The 19766-nt window shown below is 35.6% G+C and carries 15 protein-coding genes; 12 read left to right on the top strand and 3 right to left on the bottom strand.

Annotation, left to right across the window (positions count from 1 at the left end):
- Positions 1 to 96 precede the first annotated feature (96 nt).
- Complete coding sequence (locus tag HLK68_RS14370) at positions 97 to 618, bottom strand: CotY/CotZ family spore coat protein (RefSeq protein ID WP_006784031.1); 522 nt, start codon at positions 616 to 618, stop codon at positions 97 to 99.
- Positions 619 to 1224: 606 nt separating this feature from the next.
- Here HLK68_RS14370 and HLK68_RS14365 point away from each other — a divergent pair.
- From HLK68_RS14365 to HLK68_RS14350, 4 genes are all read left to right on the top strand, one after another.
- Positions 1225 to 2646, top strand: a complete 1422-nt coding sequence (locus tag HLK68_RS14365) for a M15 family metallopeptidase (protein ID WP_055163599.1) — start codon at positions 1225 to 1227, stop codon at positions 2644 to 2646.
- A 456-nt stretch (positions 2647 to 3102) separates the two neighbouring features.
- Entirely contained in the window at positions 3103 to 3357 is a 255-nt protein-coding gene (locus tag HLK68_RS14360; RefSeq protein ID WP_006784033.1) for a (2Fe-2S) ferredoxin domain-containing protein, read from the top strand.
- A 4-nt stretch (positions 3358 to 3361) separates the two neighbouring features.
- On the top strand, positions 3362 to 5068 hold the full coding sequence (locus HLK68_RS14355; RefSeq protein ID WP_132942609.1) for a [Fe-Fe] hydrogenase large subunit C-terminal domain-containing protein: 1707 nt from the start codon (positions 3362 to 3364) through the stop codon (positions 5066 to 5068).
- Complete coding sequence (locus HLK68_RS14350) at positions 5065 to 6225, top strand: SpoIIE family protein phosphatase (RefSeq protein ID WP_009607131.1); 1161 nt, start codon at positions 5065 to 5067, stop codon at positions 6223 to 6225. Before HLK68_RS14355 ends, HLK68_RS14350 begins: the two co-directional genes overlap by 4 nt.
- A gap of 28 nt (positions 6226 to 6253) precedes the next feature.
- Here the strand turns inward: HLK68_RS14350 and HLK68_RS14345 are convergent, their stop codons facing one another.
- Entirely contained in the window at positions 6254 to 7174 is a 921-nt protein-coding gene (locus tag HLK68_RS14345) for an exonuclease domain-containing protein (protein ID WP_132942610.1), read from the bottom strand.
- A gap of 220 nt (positions 7175 to 7394) precedes the next feature.
- On the opposite strand from HLK68_RS14345, the gene HLK68_RS14340 reads away from it, so the two are divergent.
- A complete protein-coding gene (locus tag HLK68_RS14340) occupies positions 7395 to 9533 on the top strand; it encodes a hypothetical protein (RefSeq protein WP_129821284.1) in 2139 nt (712 codons plus the stop codon).
- Positions 9534 to 9562: 29 nt separating this feature from the next.
- The gene (locus tag HLK68_RS14335; protein WP_006784038.1) at positions 9563 to 10840 is read left to right on the top strand and encodes a VanW family protein; all 1278 of its coding nucleotides are present in this window, start codon (positions 9563 to 9565) and stop codon (positions 10838 to 10840) included.
- A 25-nt stretch (positions 10841 to 10865) separates the two neighbouring features.
- Here HLK68_RS14335 and HLK68_RS14330 read toward each other — a convergent pair whose 3' ends face one another.
- Positions 10866 to 12569, bottom strand: a complete 1704-nt coding sequence (locus HLK68_RS14330) for an Rqc2 family fibronectin-binding protein (RefSeq protein WP_006784039.1) — start codon at positions 12567 to 12569, stop codon at positions 10866 to 10868.
- A gap of 243 nt (positions 12570 to 12812) precedes the next feature.
- On the opposite strand from HLK68_RS14330, the gene gmk reads away from it, so the two are divergent.
- The 6 genes from gmk (at position 12813) to HLK68_RS14300 (ending at position 19714) form a co-directional block, all read left to right on the top strand.
- Positions 12813 to 13436 (top strand): guanylate kinase, encoded by a 624-nt coding sequence (gene gmk, locus HLK68_RS14325; protein ID WP_006784040.1) that lies wholly within the window; start codon positions 12813 to 12815, stop codon positions 13434 to 13436.
- Positions 13437 to 13438: 2 nt separating this feature from the next.
- Complete coding sequence (gene rpoZ / locus HLK68_RS14320) at positions 13439 to 13666, top strand: DNA-directed RNA polymerase subunit omega (protein ID WP_006784041.1); 228 nt, start codon at positions 13439 to 13441, stop codon at positions 13664 to 13666.
- 323 nt (positions 13667 to 13989) lie between these two features.
- Complete coding sequence (priA, locus tag HLK68_RS14315; protein WP_040763827.1) at positions 13990 to 16368, top strand: primosomal protein N'; 2379 nt, start codon at positions 13990 to 13992, stop codon at positions 16366 to 16368.
- Positions 16369 to 16519: 151 nt separating this feature from the next.
- Complete coding sequence (gene fmt / locus HLK68_RS14310) at positions 16520 to 17452, top strand: methionyl-tRNA formyltransferase (protein ID WP_006784043.1); 933 nt, start codon at positions 16520 to 16522, stop codon at positions 17450 to 17452.
- 18 nt (positions 17453 to 17470) lie between these two features.
- Positions 17471 to 18028: a peptidylprolyl isomerase gene (locus HLK68_RS14305; protein WP_006784044.1), complete on the top strand. Its 558-nt coding sequence runs from the start codon at positions 17471 to 17473 to the stop codon at positions 18026 to 18028.
- A gap of 447 nt (positions 18029 to 18475) precedes the next feature.
- Complete coding sequence (locus HLK68_RS14300) at positions 18476 to 19714, top strand: FprA family A-type flavoprotein (protein WP_006784045.1); 1239 nt, start codon at positions 18476 to 18478, stop codon at positions 19712 to 19714.
- The last annotated feature ends 52 nt before the right edge of the window (positions 19715 to 19766 follow it).

Raw genomic sequence — 19766 nt, 5'->3', positions numbered from 1 at the left:
AGAACATCCCATCTAATCTGTTTGTAAGGGAGGTTTTCCCTTTTTAGCATAAAAGAAAAGGTGCTGTGATTAAACAACACCATCCATACGCCATCATTAAAGATTGTTATCATCTAGTGGTACATAGACATCTTCTAAGCATTGAATTGCTATGAAAGAGTTTAAGTCAACGGTACACAATGTTTTGGTAGGAATCAAACTTATCGAAGTTAGCCCTTGTCTTTCAAAAACATTGAGGTCGTCGTTTATTGTGTTAATGTGTCTAAAACCATCTGAATCACTCATATCTCGAGCATCATTACTATGATTTGAGTTAGCATTTGAATTATAAGCCAACGCTCTAATCGTTGCACTATTTTCATTGACATCTTCGACTCTAAACAGTGAAGCGGATTGAAGACCAGAGTCGGGAAGAGTGGCTAATTTAAATGGTTCTCCATTTGGTAGATATAAAATAAAGGGTCTTGTATTAGCTTTAGACGCTTCACCTAAAATAAGATTGTTATATCGTAAGATGCTACTATCTGTTGGAGTAGCAGCCTGTTGTAGACGATTGATGAATCTAAGCGTATCAGCAACAGGACTATATTTAATTGTTCGAGTAGTTTCAGAACTCATAAGCTCACCTTAATTTAAGAATATATTAACATAGAGGCGCTACTTCTATGTGACCTAAGGATAGGTCTCTCATACTTTCATATGAGTGTAGACTATATCATCATCCTAGTTTGAGGATGTCCTCCGCTTCCACTACCCATCGCTTGTAGTGTACTCCCTTATAGGGATAGTCGTTGAACGTTCTCCTATTCGGAGCTTCGCTGCTGATTTTCCATTGTATGAGCACGTAGGATTTAACCTTATGCCATCTCATTTATTTTTTCTGCTTTCGCAACCTTCACACTTAGTCTATTTCAAACTTATGTTGTGGTTAAATGAGCTTTAGGAGGTCCCAGCAATTCAAAGGATGTTGGAGATTTCTTAAAATCTCACTCCATGCTCGTTTCTGAACATGGGAGGCAGTTGAATGGATGAAACTATTCTTTTACCTCCTAGGTACATTATTAATTTATGCTTAAACTAGGCTTTGTTTCTAGACAAATCCCCAATTATAACCATAAGACAAAGAACTAATTTGAATTAAATTTGGAAATTGTTAAATATTAGGTTTATTTTGGTTATCTCTGGACATAATAGGATGGAATATAAAAAGGGGTGCGTTAAAATATGCAAAAATTATGTGTCGTGATTGCATTAATTTCATTATTAGGTATAGGCTTTACATTTTATTCTCATATGATGAGTGATGAGATGCAATTAGAACGATTGGGGTACTCAAAAGAAGTGATTACTCAATTGCGTAATGAAAATTCAGAGATGATTGATAAGATTATAAGAGATAAAAGAAGCAGTGAAGAACTACTCGATTATCTTTTTGTGAAAAACTTTAATTATGACTGCTACGATGAATATGTTGATTTAAAAGAAAAATATCCCGAGTTAGAAGCAACTGAAGTTGTGTACGTGGCTTCTTTTTTTGAACATGTTTTTGTTCCAACTTTACTTCAGAATGGTTATGATGAAACAACGATTGACATGTGGTTTCAGTCACCAAACTTTAGTCAATATATTAAAACAGGTGATATCACAACCTTAAATAGTATTTTAAGCTTTGCCAAAGAAACAGGAAATGATTTATATACGTTATTAGAGTATGTAAGCTATGAAAAAAGGTATCCTCAAATTGGAATAAATGAAACAATAGCTCAGGTGGATGAATATCAAAATACCATATTCCCAGCCCTAAAACAAAAAGGATATCAAGCAGAGGAGATTGAGGTCTTATATACGAGCTGTGAATTAACTGATTTAAAAGCGTTAATTGATACCGATTTAAATCCATCTCAAACACTAGAACTCATGACTGCTAGTAGTTTTAGTTCGGCTAATTTTGAAATTTATGATGAAGTCTTAAATAGTGGACATTCGATTACGTATGCCCTTCAATATGCTAAATATCCAAATGTTAAATCAAATTTTTATGAAGCGATTGTTTCAACTCCAAATCCAAATCAACTGCTAGCACTTGTTAATAAAAACTATCAATTAGAGGCAACGTATGTGCCGACTGATTTTGTTCCATTAGATGTTACACTTTCGACCTTTGCATTGACTGGTACGAACTATTTACGCCGTGATGCAGCAGATGCCACTGAAAAACTCTTTGAAGCGGCAAAAGAGGAAGGGATTGAGCTTTTATTACGGTCAGGTTACATTTCCTATGAAACACAGAAAAAAAATTATGAACAAGATCTGTATGAAATGGGAATGGAATATGCAGAAAAAATTAGTATGAGACCTGGACATAGTGAACATCAATTAGGATTAGCAATTGATGTTACGAGTGATAGTGTCAATCAAAGTTTATCGGTTGATTTTGCTAAAACTGAAGAAGGAAAATGGGTGTTAGAACATGCTCATGAATTTGGATTTATTATTAGATATCCAGAGAATCGTGAAGCAGAAGTGGGATATACTTATCAACCTTGGCATCTGCGTTATGTTGGCGTAGAGGTGGCTTCTGAAATTTATGAAAATGATTGGGTATTAGAAGATTATATTTTAACCTATGGCTTACTCGATCAATGAGCATGAGTTTATCTCATGCTTTTTTTATTTCAAAATCAGGAAATAGTTTGCACTGAAAATTATGTCGGGAAATAAAGGTCGTTTGCTGGCGAATGAGAATAATGTCGGGAAATAGTTTGTCGATTGAAAGGGGTTGCAGAAGTTGTCGGGAAATATGCTTTTCTAAGAGAAAAGCGCAAAAAAAGAGATAGGATCGTTTCAAGATTCTATCTTTTTTTCGTTGTATTTGAGGGTTAATATATAAGTCTAGATAAGTTTTTCACAATTGAAAAACGTTTAACTGGTTTTTTAAACGGTATAGGATGACTCTTGGTGAGAGGGTTGGTTCCCCTATAGTTTGTCTTAGTATCCAAAGAGCTTAAATGTTAAGTCTGATTATTAAAATATTGATAGACTATGAAAGAGTCGTTAGGAATAAAGTTAAACAGGAATTTATTTTGGAGAGGAGTATTGAGGGTGAAAACGATTAAAATTTGTGTGGGAAGTTCATGCCATTTGAAAGGATCGTATGAAGTGATTCAGATTTTTCAATCGCTGATTGAAAAGCATCAGCTACAAGAAGTGTTGGAATTAAGAGCTGCTTTTTGTTTAGGTCATTGCACGGAGGCGGTCTCTGTTATGGGACCGAATGAAGAAGTATTGGCGGTTTCTCCTGATGATGCAGAGAAACTATTTGAAGCAGTGATTAAACCACAATTAGGAAAGGAGTGAGAGGATGGGGGTTATTAGTTTTTCAGAAGCAAATTGTAAAAATTGTTACGCCTGTGTTCGAGCCTGTCCGGTCCAATCGATTAAGATTAAAAATGAGCAAGCGATTATTATGGAAGAACGATGTATTGCATGTGGATTATGTTTAAAGGCTTGTCCTAAAAATGTGAAGAAGATTGAAACTGAATTAGAAAAAGTTAAGCAATTTATAAAATCGGGCCAATCAGTTGTTGTCTCATTAGCTCCAACCGCTTTTGGTGTTTTTAAAGATCAGGGACATAAATTAGTTGCAGCGCTAAAGAAATTAGGTGTCTCGCATGTAGAGGAAACGGTAGTTGGAGCAGAAGTCGTAACTCAAGTCTATGAAACGTATCAGCATTTTCATTTAGATAAGTGTTATATTACGAGTTGCTGTGCCTCTGTTAATTTATTAATTGAAAAACATTATCCTAAAGTAATCCCGCATTTGATTCCAGTCATTACCCCGTTAATGGCACATGCTAGAATGTTAAAATTGAAGTATGGGCAAGATGTCAAGGTGGTTTTTGTGGGGCCGTGTTTAGCCAAGAAAATCGAAGGTGAGGAGGAAGAAAGTATTTCTGCAGTACTAACGATACAAGAATTAAAGCAATGGTTTAATGAAGCGGGAATTAAATTAAATGAACTTGAAGAAGTCCCATTAGATGATGGGGTGGTGAGTCAACGAACGTATCCTATGGTGGGTGGCATGAGTAAGTGCTTCAATGAAAAAGATAAAAAAATTGAAATTGTATCCGTTGATGGAATTCGTGATTGTATTGAAGTGATTAAAGGAATTGAACGAGGAGAGTTTAAAAATATTTTCTTTGAAATGAGTGCTTGTCACCATAGTTGTCTTGGGGGACCTGCTATTGGAGAAGAATGTGAAAATATCTTTAATCGTAAAATGCGAATTAAAGATTATGCGAGGCAAACTCAGCCTCTACATGAGATGAGTGAAGGCGGACGTTTGCCTCTTATTAATCTCAATCGAGTGTTTAAAAATCAATATTCTCCGATTATTCAACCAAGTGAAAAAGAAATTGAGTTAATTTTAAATAATATAGGCAAGTATTCTGCAATGGATGAGTTGAATTGTGGAAGTTGCGGGTATCCAACGTGCCGACAAAAAGCAATTGCGGTTTATAATCATATGGCGGAACCGACGATGTGCTTGCCATATATGAAGCATAAGGCTGAAACTTATTCGCATGTTATTTTTGATGTGACACCGAGTATTATTTTAGTAGTGGATAAGAGCTTAACGATTATTGATTTTAATCCAGCAGCAGAACGTTTTTTTGAAGTGAAGAAAGATCAGGCGATTGATTTGCCAGTTTCAATCTTTTTAGATGAAGCCCCTTTTTCAAGTGTTATTGAGTCAAAAAGCGATCTATTAGGGCATCGTTTAAGCTTAAATGAAAACAAAACGATCGTGATTCAAAGTATTATTTGGATTGAGCAGCAAGAAGTGATGTTATGTATCTTACATGATATGACGAGTGAGATGGCACACGAGTTAAAAATGCAGCATTTAAAAATTAACGCCATTGATATGGCCCAACAAGTTATTAATAAGCAGATGATTGTTGCACAAGAAATTGCCAGTTTATTAGGGGAGACGACAGCAGAAACGAAAGTGACGTTAACTCGTTTAAAACGATTGATTCAAGAAGATGAGGGAGGATTATCATGAGTTTTTTTATTGATTTCTCCTGGGGAAGTTTAAATAAAGTGGGCGAGGAATTGTGCGGTGATAAAGTTGAATTTTTTCGAACTCATGATAGTGTGATTGCGGTATTATCAGATGGGCTTGGTAGCGGGGTTAAGGCGAATATTTTAGCCACTTTAAGTTCAAAAATTGCTATTACGATGTTAAAAGCTGGCTTATCAATTGATGAAGTGGTGGATACAATGGTTCATACGTTGCCGGTTTGTCAGGTTCGGAAGCTAGCGTATTCAACCTTAACCATTGTTAAGATTAATCAAGATGATCAAGTCTATGTGGTAGAAATTGATAATCCGAGTTTGTTTTTTTGGCGAGATGGTGAAATTTTAAAAGTTAAGGCTGAGGAGCGTGTCATTAACCAGCGGAAAATTAAAGAAAGTACTTTTAAACTTCAAGAAAACGATACATTAGTTTTAATTAGTGATGGAGTGGTTCATGCTGGAGTTGGAACGATTTTAAATTTAGGCTGGGGCTGGCATGAGGTTTCTTATTTTTTGGAATCAGTTGTCAATGAGAAGCTGTCAGCTCGTGAAATTACTAATCTATTAATTGAAGCGTGTGATGATTTATATGGTGGCAATCCCGGGGATGATACAACGGTTGTCAGTTTAAAGGTGATTAAACCGAAATGGGCGACATTATTCGCAGGACCTCCACAAAACAAAGAACAAGACCAAGAAGTCGTCAAAGCCTTAATGGAGAGTGTGGGTAAAAAAATTGTGTGTGGAGGAACAGCCGCTCATATTGTCGCTCGTGCGATTGGCGAAGAGGTAGAGACAAGTTTTCATTATATTGACTCCCACATCCCACCGATTGCTCACATTAAAGGAATTGATTTAGTCACAGAAGGAGTTTTAACGATTAAAGGAGCTGTTGAAATTTTAAAAGAAATTAAACTCTCTTCCAATTTTGAGTTATTATCCGAAAAACATGGCGCAGCACTACTCGCAAAAATGCTATTTGAAGACTGTACGCATATCCGATTATTAATTGGGCGAGCGATTAATGCCGCACATCAAAATCCTGATTTTCCAAAAGAGTTAAGCATTAAGTTACGCGTCTTAGAAGAGTTAGAAGATATTTTAACGCAACTTGGAAAAGTAGTCGAAATGGTTTATTACTAAAAAGAGGAATCCAGCAAGGATTCCTCTTTTATTTAGTCAGTTGTTCTAAAAATTCAGATTCATTTAAAATTTGAATGGCTTGACCTTTGTAAATAAGTTCAATCGCCTTTTTTAATTTGGTGCTCATTTCATGAGGTTGAAGCTCATACACGGCAGGATGAGACACAATTAAGAAATCTGTTTTACGTGTTACCGATGATCCAACTGTTCCACCGAGTTGAGAAATCAGTTGAATGGCACTAAGGCGTGACATTGATTTTAAGGTTCCCGTAAATACAACGGTTTTATGTTTGAATACATCAGATTTTGATGAGATAAAAGGGAGAGGGGAAGGAGTAAAATTGCGTTTTGAAGTCACCGTCTTTTTTAATTTTTTAGCAGGGATATAGCCAGCATCGTGAAGTGTACCCAGTTTTAGCCCTGCCATTTGACAAAGTTCTTCTAAATCAGCACATTGTAACTCTTCTTGCATTTTCAATACGATATTGGCACAGGCATGAGCATCAGCACTCGCATGGTGATGATTAAATTCGAGTCCTAAATGATGATTAACCGTGTTTAATTTGGCATTTTCTAAATGAGGAAAGAAATTTCTTGATAAAATCATCGTACAACCATAACGACAATTTGGGTAAGGGATGTGGTAAGCATCTAATGTATGACGTAATACACTTAAATCAAAGGCTACATTATGTGCCATGATGATGTTATTAGTGAAATAGGGAAGTAGCTCTGGCCAAAGTTGGTCGAAAGTTTTAGCATTTTTGACATCAGAGGCGCGAATGCCATGAATCGAAATATTAATCGGAGCAAAGCGAAGTTCGTTTGGTTTGATTAGGTAGTATTTTTGTTCAATAATTTGATTATTTTTAACAACGGTTAATCCAATCGAACACGCGCTGTCACGTTTTTCATTTGCTGTCTCAAAATCTATTGCAATAAAATTCATTCTCAATCTCCTTAAGCAGTATTTCTTTTATTATAACGTGAAGAGATAAATGCGGATAGAGGCTATTTTAAACAAAATAAGTGAACATTTTTTAAAAAGACATTAAAAATGGTTTTGTTTACCAAAAAATGACATCTTTCATTTCGTCGGATTTGCTAGAATAAACTTACTATCTTCTTCATATAAATGTATCAATCAAGTACATGATGGAGGCGTTTTAATGAAGGAGTTTAAACAAGTGGGAGAGATTCAATCACTTGGAAATCAAGAGCTAATTTTAGCAAAATCAAACCTTAAGCAAGGCTATTTTTATAAAATTAAGAAGCGAGCTCAATCTCAACAATCTCAGACACATTATGTGTTGATTATTGATGGTTCAAAGTCATCTAAACAGCACTTTCATGACATCAAAAAAGCTTTAAAATGGGGATTAAAGTTTATCACTACCCATCCCAAACATCGCCTTTCACTCATTGTTTTCGAAGGGAAAAAGGAGATGAAATGGTTATTAAAAGAGGTTCAGGCCGAAGAATTGAGGCAACAGTCTGCGGATATTGAGGACGCTATTCATCATGTCTTGAGTCATTATCGGTATGCTAGTTTAATCAATGTGTTAGAGAGTGTGATGCGACAACTTGATTTTTCAATCGCGACTCAATTTATTGTTTTTTCAAGTCAAACATTTCAGTTAATGGAATATGAGATGGATTTAAAGTCATCACGTTTTCTAAAAGTGGCGACTTTGTTAAATCAGCATTCTGTTAGACTCGATATTTTAAGCTTCAATGAATGGATTCCATTGAATTTTAAGAAATGGTTAGAAGAGTTGAATCAAATGGGACAGATTCATTACTGCTTAAAAAAAAGTGATTCTATGTTTTATTTGAAAAGAATAATGAAAAATCAACGGCTGACCATTTTGCTTGAATCAGGGGAAATTTTTTTATGTCGAAAAGGAGAGCGGATTTACACAACTGAACCATTAGCCCTTGAGGTCATGGATGATGAAGTGATTGTGGCATTTAAACAGCCCTTGCAGATAAGTGATTCAATTTTAGGACGAGAGGCATCTTCATTACAAGACGTGGTGAAGGAATTTTATAATCAATTTGTGATTTATTTATTACGTTCTAAATCCATTTCACAAGCTAGTGAATTATTAGCGATTCATCAAGGTGAGATCCTCTCAAAAAGTATAAAAGAAGGATGTACTGATTCTGAAGTGTTAGAGAGTATGAGATGCCTTGCCAATTATCAATCCTTAAAAAAGGAAAGTTCACTTTCAGTTTTGAACCTATTGGAGTGTGTGATGACAGATGAAGCGTCCTCTTTGCTTTGGAATCGACATCAACCCTATGAGAATGTAACCCCAAAGATTCAAGCAGAGGAGGAAGACTTGGCCTTTTTACCAAGTTCTGTTGATTTTTTTGAAGTGGTTGATTGGATTTTTTCAAATACGAAATTAAATGTTAGCTTGAAAGTAAAAGTAGAGGGATTTGTTGAAGAGTTAACGACTGGTTTGAAAGTGGAGGCGTATCAATTTAAAACCTATACGATTTTACTAGATGGAATTTTAAGAGTTGAAGAGATTTATTGTGTCTTATCGCCAGCATTAAAGAAGCGTTGTAAAGAGCTAAAGTTGATCAAAAAAGTGCTGTATACGTTTAATCAAGAAATTTGTGTGATTAATTTAAAAAAACTTCCCATTACACACCATCTGATTTATGAAAGATACACGCCCTTAGAAGTGAGTCAGATGATTTATGAGGTGGAGCGTTTAAAATGTTGGCAAGGCTTATTAAAAGAAATGTTATTAAGAAGAAAACGTCAACTCTTCACAACGCAACGACTCCAAGAAGATGCTAGGTGCTTAATTAAAAGGCGATATCATATAACGGATTCAGGTCTTTATGTTCCGAGGGGAAAGAAGGAGAGTCCTCGGCTTGAGACAGAGTATTATTTAGCTCGCGTCGTGGAATGGAAAGCGATGGAGTTTAAAAAAGAAGCAGAGAAACGTCTGGCTTATGAGTATCTGATGAATCGAGCTTCGACTGAAGAGACTTCTTTAGAGGTTATTTTAATGGATGAGTTGAAACGTGTGAGTGAGAGACGAAAAAATTTACAAGAACAAGTGAATTTAATTCGATTAAGCGTTTCACTTCAAAAGGTTGATTTTTTTAAATGGGATGAACAGAAGGTGTTACCAAAAACTCAGATGGATTCCGTTTTTAAAATAAATACTATCTTAAGGGGGAACATGATGGTTTCAACTAAGCAATTATTGAGTTTGAAGGTGTGTGAAAATGCGTATACTGTATTAGTAAGATGTCCTGTTTCATCGTCAGGGCAAGAATGTTAGGGTAGTAAGGAATTAGGAGGATGGATGAAATGAATTCAAAAAAGAAATGGCTTATTGGGGTATTGGTTGCAGTCATTAATACGGCTTTGATTTTAGCGTATGTTGGATATCGCTACTATGAGTATTCTAAAGCTGAGGAACTCGTAATGGCGTATGAATCCGTAGCTTTTCCAAATATTTTTATTAACGATATTGATGTTTCAGAATTGACACAAGAAAAAATTGTGGAGGTTATTGAAAAAGAACTTGGAAATTTTGGACAAAGAAAAATGACTGTCGTGGTGGGGGATCAAACATTTGAACGTTCTTTGGAAGATTTTAATGTGACTTTTAATCAAGATATTGAATCATTTTCGAAAAAAATCATCGAAATTGGGAAAGATTTAGAGATTATGGAACAGGCAAGTCAAATTCAAGAACCGATGCTATATGAGTTTGAAATTGGATATAACTATGATCAAGACGCGCTAGAAAATTGGGTAAAGTCTATCGAAGAAGCTTGTTATGTTGAAAAGGTAGAACCCATTTTTGAAATGGTGTACTATGGTTCTTTTCAAATTGAAGAAGGAAGTGATGGACAGCTGATTTCAGGAGAACAGCTATTAGAGCAATTAACAGAACAACTGAAGACGATTTCAAAAGAACCCATTTATATTGAAGTCACGCCATTGATTAATCCAAGGGAAACGGATATAGAGTTATTAAAAACGATTGATACGAAAATTTCAACGTACTCATCAACTTACCCGGCAGGAATTCCAAGAGCAAAGAATGTTGAATTAGCAGCTAGTAAAGTGAATAAAACGTTATTGATGCCAAATGATGAGTTTTCATATGCAGAGAAAGTGTCACCGGTTGATGCAGCTCATGGATATGTTGACGCAACCATCTTTTTAAATGGAAAGGCTGTCCCTGGAATTGGGGGAGGGATTTGCCAAGTGTCTTCAACGCTATACAATACACAATTAGAGGCAGGGATTATTGCGACTGAACGCCGAAATCATAGCTTATCAGTTAATTATGTGCCACTTGGGCAGGATGCAACAATGGCAGATAATGCGATTGATTTAAAATTTATTAATACGTTAGATTATCCAATTTATATTAATGTCATGGCTGAATATGGGACGTTAACTGTTGAGTTTTGGTCTAATTCAGAAGCGTTAAAGGGGATCACATATAAACCAAAAACGATTGTATCGGAAGGGGGACTTCGTGCCGATACAACGCTTTATGGGTACAATGCAGATGGAGAAGTTGTTTTTGAACAATTTCTACATACAAGTAAATATAAACCACATCAATAAGAAAAGGAGCCAACGGCTCCTTTTCTTATTTTAATTTTTTTAAATTCATAATGAAGGCTTCATCTGGATCGATGTAGATTGTTTTTTGATTTTCATAGGTGACTAATCCTAAATGTGCAGCTGGAATTTTTTTAACATGACGAACGCGTGTGTAGTCAATTGGAACGCTTGATGAGAGACGTCCTTTTGAGAAGTAAGCGGCGAGTTGCGCCGCTGTTCGAATGGTTGTTTCAGAAAGTTCATCTGCATCACTACGAACTAAAACGTGAGATCCAGGCATATCTTTCGCATGGAACCACCACTCATGGCGACGAGCCAGTTTATGTGTCAGATAATCATTTTGTAAATTGTTTTTTCCAACGTAAATTTCAACGTCATCTGATGATAAGTATTTTTCGATACTTGGCTTTCCATTTGATTTTCGTTTTTTTGTTTGGCGTTTGCGTAAATAACCGGCATTTTCAAGCTCTTCTTTAATTTCGTAAGCATCTTTTAATGAGGCCGTTTCGATTTGGATTAACAGTGTTTCAAAGTATGAAATTTCAACTTCGGTTAATTCGATTTGCTCTAAAATATAGTTTACAGCATTTTTAGCTTTGTTATATTTTTGGAAATATTTTTGGGCATTATCGGAAGCCGATAGCATCGGTTCTAATTGAATATCCATCGGTTCTAGATGTTCTGAATAGAAATTTTGAACACGTATTGTGCTTGAACCACGATCAATTTGATAAAGATTAGCTAAAATTAATTCACCTTGAATTTTATACTGATCTGCTTTTTCAGACTGAATTAATTCCTCGTTTAATTTATTTAATTTCTTTATATTTTTATCGTATTCCTGTTTAATAAATCGTTCAATGTCAAAGAATTGTTGTTTAATTCGATCCCGTTCATCTTTTCCAAAATAGAAGCGATCAAACATATCAAAAAGTGTTTCACAAGGTATGAGTTGTGCTTCAAGATGGTAAAGGGGAATTAAATAGAAAGATTCTTTTTCACCAATCATGACGTGAGGACTTGGCTTTAATTTAATTTCTTGCATCACATTTTGGAAGGCGTTGAATAAATCAGTCACTTTCTCAGAGTTAGATCGATAAATGATTTCGCGCGCAATAAGAGGAGAAAGGCCAGCAAAGTGGGCGACTAACTGTTTATCATAACGTTCATCGGGATTCATAAGCTCTTCAAATTGTTTCGCATTGACTTCAAATGGATCCCGTTTATTTTGTGTGGGTGGTAAAATATAGGTCGCCCCAGGTTGTAAAGAACGATAGCGGTTCACCAATGGAGAGATATGCTTAATCGTATCTAAAATACGATGATTTGCATCCGTTAAGATTAAATTGCTGTGTTTTCCCATAATTTCGATATAGAGGAACTTAATCATTTGATCCCCAAGTTCGTTCATATGACGAATCGTAAATTTAATAATACGATCGTCATTAACTTGTTCGATGTGATAAATAATCCCACCCTCTAAATGTTTACGTAAGAACATACAAAACATTGGTGGTTCATCGGGATATTGATAATCTGATTTGGTTAGTTGAAGTCGTGCATAAGTTGAGTGCGTTGAAAATAGTAATTTTTGATTTTTTCCACCGGCACGAATTTGCATTAAAATTTCATGATTGGATAATTGATAAATTTTATTGATACGTCCAGCTACTAATTGCTCTTTTAGCGTATTAGCGACCGTCTTTGTCATGAGTCCGTCAAAAGCCATTAAAACATCACCTCGTTAAACATATTGATTTATGAAAAGTATATCATTTTTTTAAAAGCATAGACATAAAAACAAGTGAAATTTCTAATAATAAACTTATTGTGGTTTTAATTTTATAAAAGATGTCTAAAATGATTTATAAAGATTTGCGTGGAATTTATGACAAAAAAATTATTGAGCTATTTTATTTTATTTCAATTCATGCTATGATAGTGAAATGAAAGTTTAAGGAGAAGTGAATGCATGAGATTAGTAGAAAAAGGCGTACTAATAGTCATATCAGGTCCTAGTGGCGTTGGAAAAGGAACTGTGCGCGCATCAATATTCGAACAAGAAAACCATAACTTGGAATACTCAATTTCAATGACAACAAGAAAGCCACGTGTTGGAGAACAGAATGGTGTGGATTATTTCTTCGTAGAAAAAGAAGAGTTTTTAGATAGAATTGATCAAGGTCAATTACTTGAGTGGGCAGAGTTCGTAGGGAACTACTATGGGACACCACTTGATTATGTAAACCAAAAATTAGATGAAGGAAAAGATGTTGTACTTGAAATTGAAGTACAAGGTGCCCTTCAAGTTAAAAATGTAAAACCAGATGCATGCTTTATTTTTATTGCTCCTCCAAGTATGGATGAACTTCGTAATCGTATCATGACGCGTGGTACGGAAGCGATGGATGTAATCAATAAACGTATGCAAAAAGCAGAAGCTGAAATTGGATTAGCTCACGAGTATGATTATATTGTGATTAATGACACGGTTGAAAATGCTCGCGATCGAATTATGGCGATTATTGAAGCTGAACACTCACGTAGTAATCGTGTTTTAGAATATTATAATAAAAATATTGTGGAGGTTGAATAATTATGTCAGGAATGCGTTATCCATCAATTGATAAATTATTAGATAAAGTCGATTCAAAGTATAAAATTGCTTATATTGCAGCAAAACGTGCTCGCCAAATCGTTGATGAAAACCAATCACAATTAGATTATGTTGATGGGTTACCAACAGCAAAATGTGCAAAACCAGTTGGGGTTGCTTTAGAAGAAATTCTTTATGATGTTGTTGATTTCGAGTTAAAAGAAGAATAGACCTTAGCTTTCGCTAAGGTTTTTTTGTTTGTGGGGCCCCCACACGTTTTAATTCCACCATTGGTGGGGCGGGCCCCCACACGTTTTAATTCCACCATTGGTGGGGCAGGCCCCAGTGGTGCAAAGCACAGTCCACAATCACTGGGCGCACATGTTAAATAGTTCTCTCTTTCGAGAGATTAGGGTCTCCTTATTGGTAATGTTAGTATCAATTGAATTTAAATACCAAGTGTGATTACAAAACAATGAATTACATGTTGGTTTATATATTGAAGTTAAGGTGATGTGGTATAATATAATATTAAAAATGGCTAAGGGAGGTTATGAATTTGATTGCAGAAGTCGTGGTCGATATTAAAAACAAAGCGGTTAATAAAATATTTGATTATGAAGTTCCCTTAGAGTTAGAAACAATCATTCAACCAGGTGTGCGTGTGTTAGTCCCTTTTGGACCCAGAACGATTATGGGATTTGTCATTTCATTAAAAGAGAGCACACAATTAGAAAAAGTGAGACCGATTAAAGAGTTGATTGATGTGGTCCCGGTTTTAAATGAAGAGTTAAGAACGCTTGGACTTTCATTAAGTAAGGAAACTGGCAGTACGATGATTCAATGTTTTGAAGCCATGATTCCCAATGCAATGCGGGCGAAATATAAAAAGAAGTTGGTTCGCTTAACGGAGCATTTATCACCAAGTCTTGATGCATTATTTCAAACATCAAAAATATTAGATTATGAGGCAATCCCTAAAACGTACTGGCGTGATATCAAACAAGCTATTGAGCATCGTGAAGTCGAATTAGTCTACGAAGTGAAGGATAAGCTTGGGAAAAAAGTGACGAAGTATTTGATGCTCACTGCATCCGATATCGATTCTAATGCGTTTAATCGAGCGGTTAAGCAAAAGATGGTGATTGAGTATTTATTGCAATCTAAAATGCCAGTGCAAAAGCAATCACTGATCGAATCGCTTCATGTTTCAAGTGCAATTGTGAAGTCGTTAGTAGATAAAGGAGTGGTAAAAGAGATTGAGGTGGAGGATTATCGAGATCCTTTTGCTTCGCAAACTCATGAAGTGACGACGGCATTGACCTTAAATGATGAGCAACAATTGGCAGTAGATACTGTTGTAAAAGCTTGTGCCTCGCATTCCTCTGAGGTCTTTTTATTACATGGAATTACGGGAAGTGGGAAAACAGAAGTGTATCTTCAAATGATTGAAAATGTGATTAAAAGGGGGCAGCAGGCGATTATGTTAGTGCCTGAAATTGCGCTAACACCGCAAATTGCATCACGCTTTAAAAGTCGTTTTCAAAATCGAGTGGCTGTTTTGCATAGTGCACTTTCAATGGGCGAAAAGTATGATGAATGGCGTAAAATTTTAAAACAAGAAGTTCAAATTGTGGTTGGCGCCCGTTCTGCTATTTTTGCGCCGTTTCAAGAGATTGGGATTATTATTGTTGATGAAGAACATGAAGCCACGTATAAACAGGAAGAATCACCACGTTATCATGCGATTGAAGTAGCCAAGCAAAGAGCAAAAATACATCAGTGTCCTGTCGTTTTAGGGAGTGCGACGCCTTCTTTAGAGTCATTTGCCAGAGCTCAAAAGGGTGTTTATCAGTTATTGACTTTGTCAAAACGAGCGGTTAAAACTGCAACTTTACCGCGGGTTGAACTCATTGATATGAGGGAACAAAAAACAGAAGCTGAGACCTTTATTTTAAGTGATCGTTTACAAGAAGCCATTCGTGATCGTCTTGAAAAAAATCAACAAGTTGTCTTGCTTTTAAATCGACGAGGGTATTCAAACTTTATGCAATGTCGTGAATGCGGTGAAGTGGTTAATTGCCCAAATTGTGATGTATCAATGACTTATCATAAACCCAACCATCGTTTAAAATGTCATTATTGTGGCTATGAAACACCTGTCTTAAACCGTTGCCCAGCTTGTCAAAGTGAAGAATTACGATTTTTTGGGCTTGGAACACAAAAAGTAGAGGAATATTTAAGTGCCCAATTTGAAGGAGCGCGAATTATGCGAATGGATGTGGATACGACGTCGAAAAAAGGATCACATCAAGAACTTATTGCGGCCTTTGAAAAGAAAGAAGCGGATATTTTAATTGGAACACAAATGGTTGGTAAGGGGTTGGATTTTCCTGATGTGACACTCGTTGGTGTATTAGCGGCGGATTTAATGTTGCATTTATCAGATTTTAAAGCAGCGGAGCGAACGTTTCAATTACTAACTCAGGTCGCAGGACGAGCGGGTCGTCATGAATTAGAAGGAGAAGTTTTAATTCAAACGTACAGTCCTGATCATTATGTTATGCAATGTGTCGTTAATCAAAATTATCATGCTTTTTACGAACAAGAGATGATGATGCGTCGTCGATTCGGGTATCCGCCGTATTTTTATTTAGCAAGTGTCATGTTAAGCAGTGAAGATTACAATGCCTTAATTTTAGCGTGTGATAAAGTTAATCAATATTTGCGAACTCACTTAGGAGGGAGTTGTGCTATTATTGGTCCAACCATGCCCTATGTGGGAAGATTAAATCAACGTTTTAGAATGTACTTTATGATTAAATATAAAAGAGAACCGATGCTTCATCAAATTTTAGGTCAATTATTAGTCTATTTTAGTGAAGATGTCGTGAGTTTGAGCTTAGATTATTATCCAAATCAGTTTAATTAATCAAAAAATGATGAAAGAAGGTAGTAAAATACCTTTAGATATGGTAATAATATTTAGAGTCTATGTTTATCGTTTATACAACATGAGAAGTAGTTACTTTAAAATCGAGTTAGGGAGCATCTCGTTTTAAAGTCATAAGAGGAGGAACACCATGACACGTGTCGTATTTATGGGAACACCTGATTTTTCAGTCCCGGTATTAGAAACTATCATCCGTGAAGGATATGAAGTAGTTGGAGTGGTTACTCAACCCGACCGACCAGTTGGACGTAAGCGAATCCTAACGCCAACGCCTGTTAAACAAAAAGCAATGGAACACGGTATCCCTGTTTTTCAACCAGAGAAAATTAAAGAAGATTATGATCAAGTCTTAGCGTGGAATCCAGATTTAATTGTGACAGCTGCTTTTGGACAGATTATTCCAAAAATTTTACTAGATGCACCAAAACATGGATGCATTAATGTTCATGCCTCATTATTACCGAAATATCGTGGTGGAGCCCCTATTCATAAGGCCATTATTGATGGTGAAACTGAAACGGGTGTCACAATCATGTATATGGATGTTAAAATGGATACAGGGGACATGATTAGTAAAGTAGTTGTTCCAATTGGTGAAAAAGACCATACAGGAAGTATGTTCGAAAAATTAAGTGTAGCGGGAGCAGAGCTTTTAAAAGAAACTTTACCTAAACTTTTAGCAGGTGAAATTGAAGCAACGCCTCAAAATCATGAAGAAGCAACGTTTGCTTGGAACATTAAACGTGAAGATGAACGTATCGACTGGTATAAACCAGCGACGACATTATATAATCAAGTTCGTGGACTTCATCCATGGCCAGTTGCCTTTACTCAATTGGACGATTTAGCCGTTAAAATTTGGTGGGCAGAACCGAATAATCATTTATATGATGCAGAACCTGGAACGATTGTTAAAGTCGAAAAAGATGGAATTGTTGTTGCATGTGGTGATCATGCAGGGTTAAAAATTACAGATATCCAAATTTCAGGTAAAAAACGCATGGATGTAGCGAGCCTTTTAAACGGCTCTCATCCAATTGAAGTTGGAAAGAAATTTAATTAATTATTGGAGGTATGACTCATGTCTAAAACTTACGTAGGACAAACAGACTACTCAAAAGAAACAAATCCGATTGCAACAATTGAAATGGAAAATGGTTCGATCATGAAAATTGAATTATATCCAGAGGTAGCACCTCAATCAGTTTATAACTTTATTTCATTAGCAAATAGCGGGTTTTATAATGGAGTGATTTTCCACCGTGTTATTCGTAGCTTTATGATTCAAGGGGGAGACCCTCAAGGTCTTGGAATTGGTGGACCTGGATATTGCATCACAGGTGAATTCAAATCTAATGGATTTGATAATCCGGTAAAACATGAACGTGGTGTTATTTCTATGGCTCGTACAAACGTTCCAAACTCTGCAGGATCACAATTCTTTATTATGCATAAAGATTCTCCACACTTAGATGGAAGCTATGCAGCATTTGGTAAAGTCATTGAAGGAATCGATGTGGTGGATCAAATTGCGAGTGTTGAATGTAACCACTTAGATCAACCTGTTATTGGACAAATGATGAAATCAGTATCTGTAGATACTAAAGGGGTAGAATACCCAGAACCAACAAAATTATAAAAAAATGGGGGCTAACTCAGACATTTGTTTGAGTTAGTTTTTTAATTTAGAGAGGAGTTTAGCATTCTAAACGTTTCGATGATGGTCTCAAAGTAGGAAGAGTTAAAATAGGTTGATGTCAATCAATTAGATTTAAAGATTGTCGGTTAGACTAATCGTAGTGAGTGAGACTTATCCCCATTGGATTTAAAAAGAGGAGATGAATGCAGTCCTGTTGATTTAAATAAAGAAAGAATTTGACGGAACCCATTTGAATAGATGATTATCTCTATAAAAGGGACATACTTTAAAAAAATCTGATGAGCGAACACCTAGGTGATAGGAGAACTAGCGAGAAGTCATAATTTTAAGAGCATATAAGTTGGGGATAAAAGGTTAGTATGTTAAAATAGAATAGATAGATAATCTACCTAAAAACTTCTTATTTAATGGAGGAGAGATCGATTTATGGAAAGCTTAAAGCTTGCTGAAAATGTTTATTGGCTTGGTGTTCAAGACCATGATCTTGAAGTATTCGATGTTGTCATGGAAACAAAATACGGGACATCTTATAACTCTTATTTTGTAAAAGGAGAAGAAAAGGTCGCTTTATTTGATACAGTGAAAGCGCCTTATTTCGACGACTATTTAAAAAAGATTGAAGGATTAGTATCAATTGATAAAATTGATTATTTAATTGTTCATCATACAGAGCCTGATCATGCTGGATCAATTGAAAAGTTAATTAAATTAAATCCTAATTTGACTATTATTGCATCAGCTGTAGCGATTCGTTATTTACGCAATATCGTAAACATTGATTTTAAATCACAAGCGGTTAAAATGAATGATGAATTAGATTTAGGCGGACGTACCTTAAAATTCATTTCAGCACCAAACTTACATTGGCCAGATACGATTTATAGCTACTTAGTAGAAGAAGAAATCTTATTTACTTGTGATTCATTTGGTAGTCACTATGCCTTTGATGAAGTGTTAATGTCAAAATTACCAGCCTCAAAAAATGAGGACTACATGGATGCCTTATTAAATTACTATAATCCAATTTTCGCTCCATTTAAAACCTATGTTTTAAAAGCGATTGCCTCACTTTCAAACTATAAAATAAAAATGATTTGTCCAGGACATGGTCCAGTACTTGATGCTCGAATTGAAGAAATTATGAACATTTATAAAGAATGGTCAACTGAAAACTTCTCAATGGATAAATTAGTTGTCATTCCATTCACATCTGCTTATGGATATACAAAAATCATGGCCGAAACGATTAAAGAAGGAATTTTAATGGTAAATCCTTCGGTAGAAGTTCGTTTATATGATTTAGATATTAAAAGCTATCCTGAATTAAAAGAACAATTATTACAAGATTTATATCAAGCAGATGCGATTGCAATTGGAGCAACGACTATTAATAAAGATGCGGTTCCAATTATTTGGGATGTGTTAACAGCGATGAATCCAGTGACTCATGGTGGAAAATTCGGAGCCGCATTCGGTTCTTACGGATGGAGTGGAGAAGCCGTGGATAACGTTCATGCTCGTTTAACACAATTAAAATTAAAAATGATTGATCCAGTTAAGTTATGCTTTAAACCAGATGAAGAAAAATTAGTCGATGTTTTAAAGTTAGGAAAAGCAATCGGACGTAGTTTATCAGAAGGAAAATTAGTTTGTGATTTAGATTAAGGGAAAAAACAGCCGTTGGCTGTTTTTTTATCGTTAGTGGTTATTAAAGGAT

Source organism: Turicibacter sanguinis, from assembly GCF_013046825.1.
In the GTDB taxonomy this organism is placed as follows: domain Bacteria; phylum Bacillota_I; class Bacilli_A; order MOL361; family Turicibacteraceae; genus Turicibacter; species Turicibacter sanguinis.
Note: the sequence above shows the minus strand (reverse complement) of the source record. Positions and strands in the feature narration are given on the sequence as shown.

Excerpts from the sequence above, each read along its gene's own strand:
- HLK68_RS14370 (WP_006784031.1), bottom strand. The coding sequence starts at position 618 with ATGAGTTCTGAAACTACTCGAACAATTAAATATAGTCCTGTTGCTGAT.
- HLK68_RS14365 (WP_055163599.1), top strand. The coding sequence starts at position 1,225 with ATGCAAAAATTATGTGTCGTGATTGCATTAATTTCATTATTAGGTATA.
- HLK68_RS14355 (WP_132942609.1), top strand. The coding sequence starts at position 3,362 with ATGGGGGTTATTAGTTTTTCAGAAGCAAATTGTAAAAATTGTTACGCC.
- HLK68_RS14350 (WP_009607131.1), top strand. The coding sequence starts at position 5,065 with ATGAGTTTTTTTATTGATTTCTCCTGGGGAAGTTTAAATAAAGTGGGC.
- HLK68_RS14345 (WP_132942610.1), bottom strand. The coding sequence starts at position 7,174 with ATGAATTTTATTGCAATAGATTTTGAGACAGCAAATGAAAAACGTGAC.
- HLK68_RS14340 (WP_129821284.1), top strand. The coding sequence starts at position 7,395 with ATGAAGGAGTTTAAACAAGTGGGAGAGATTCAATCACTTGGAAATCAA.
- HLK68_RS14335 (WP_006784038.1), top strand. The coding sequence starts at position 9,563 with ATGAATTCAAAAAAGAAATGGCTTATTGGGGTATTGGTTGCAGTCATT.
- HLK68_RS14330 (WP_006784039.1), bottom strand. The coding sequence starts at position 12,569 with ATGGCTTTTGACGGACTCATGACAAAGACGGTCGCTAATACGCTAAAA.
- gmk (WP_006784040.1), top strand. The coding sequence starts at position 12,813 with ATGAGATTAGTAGAAAAAGGCGTACTAATAGTCATATCAGGTCCTAGT.
- rpoZ (WP_006784041.1), top strand. The coding sequence starts at position 13,439 with ATGTCAGGAATGCGTTATCCATCAATTGATAAATTATTAGATAAAGTC.
- priA (WP_040763827.1), top strand. The coding sequence starts at position 13,990 with ATGAATTTGATTGCAGAAGTCGTGGTCGATATTAAAAACAAAGCGGTT.
- fmt (WP_006784043.1), top strand. The coding sequence starts at position 16,520 with ATGACACGTGTCGTATTTATGGGAACACCTGATTTTTCAGTCCCGGTA.
- HLK68_RS14305 (WP_006784044.1), top strand. The coding sequence starts at position 17,471 with ATGTCTAAAACTTACGTAGGACAAACAGACTACTCAAAAGAAACAAAT.
- HLK68_RS14300 (WP_006784045.1), top strand. The coding sequence starts at position 18,476 with ATGGAAAGCTTAAAGCTTGCTGAAAATGTTTATTGGCTTGGTGTTCAA.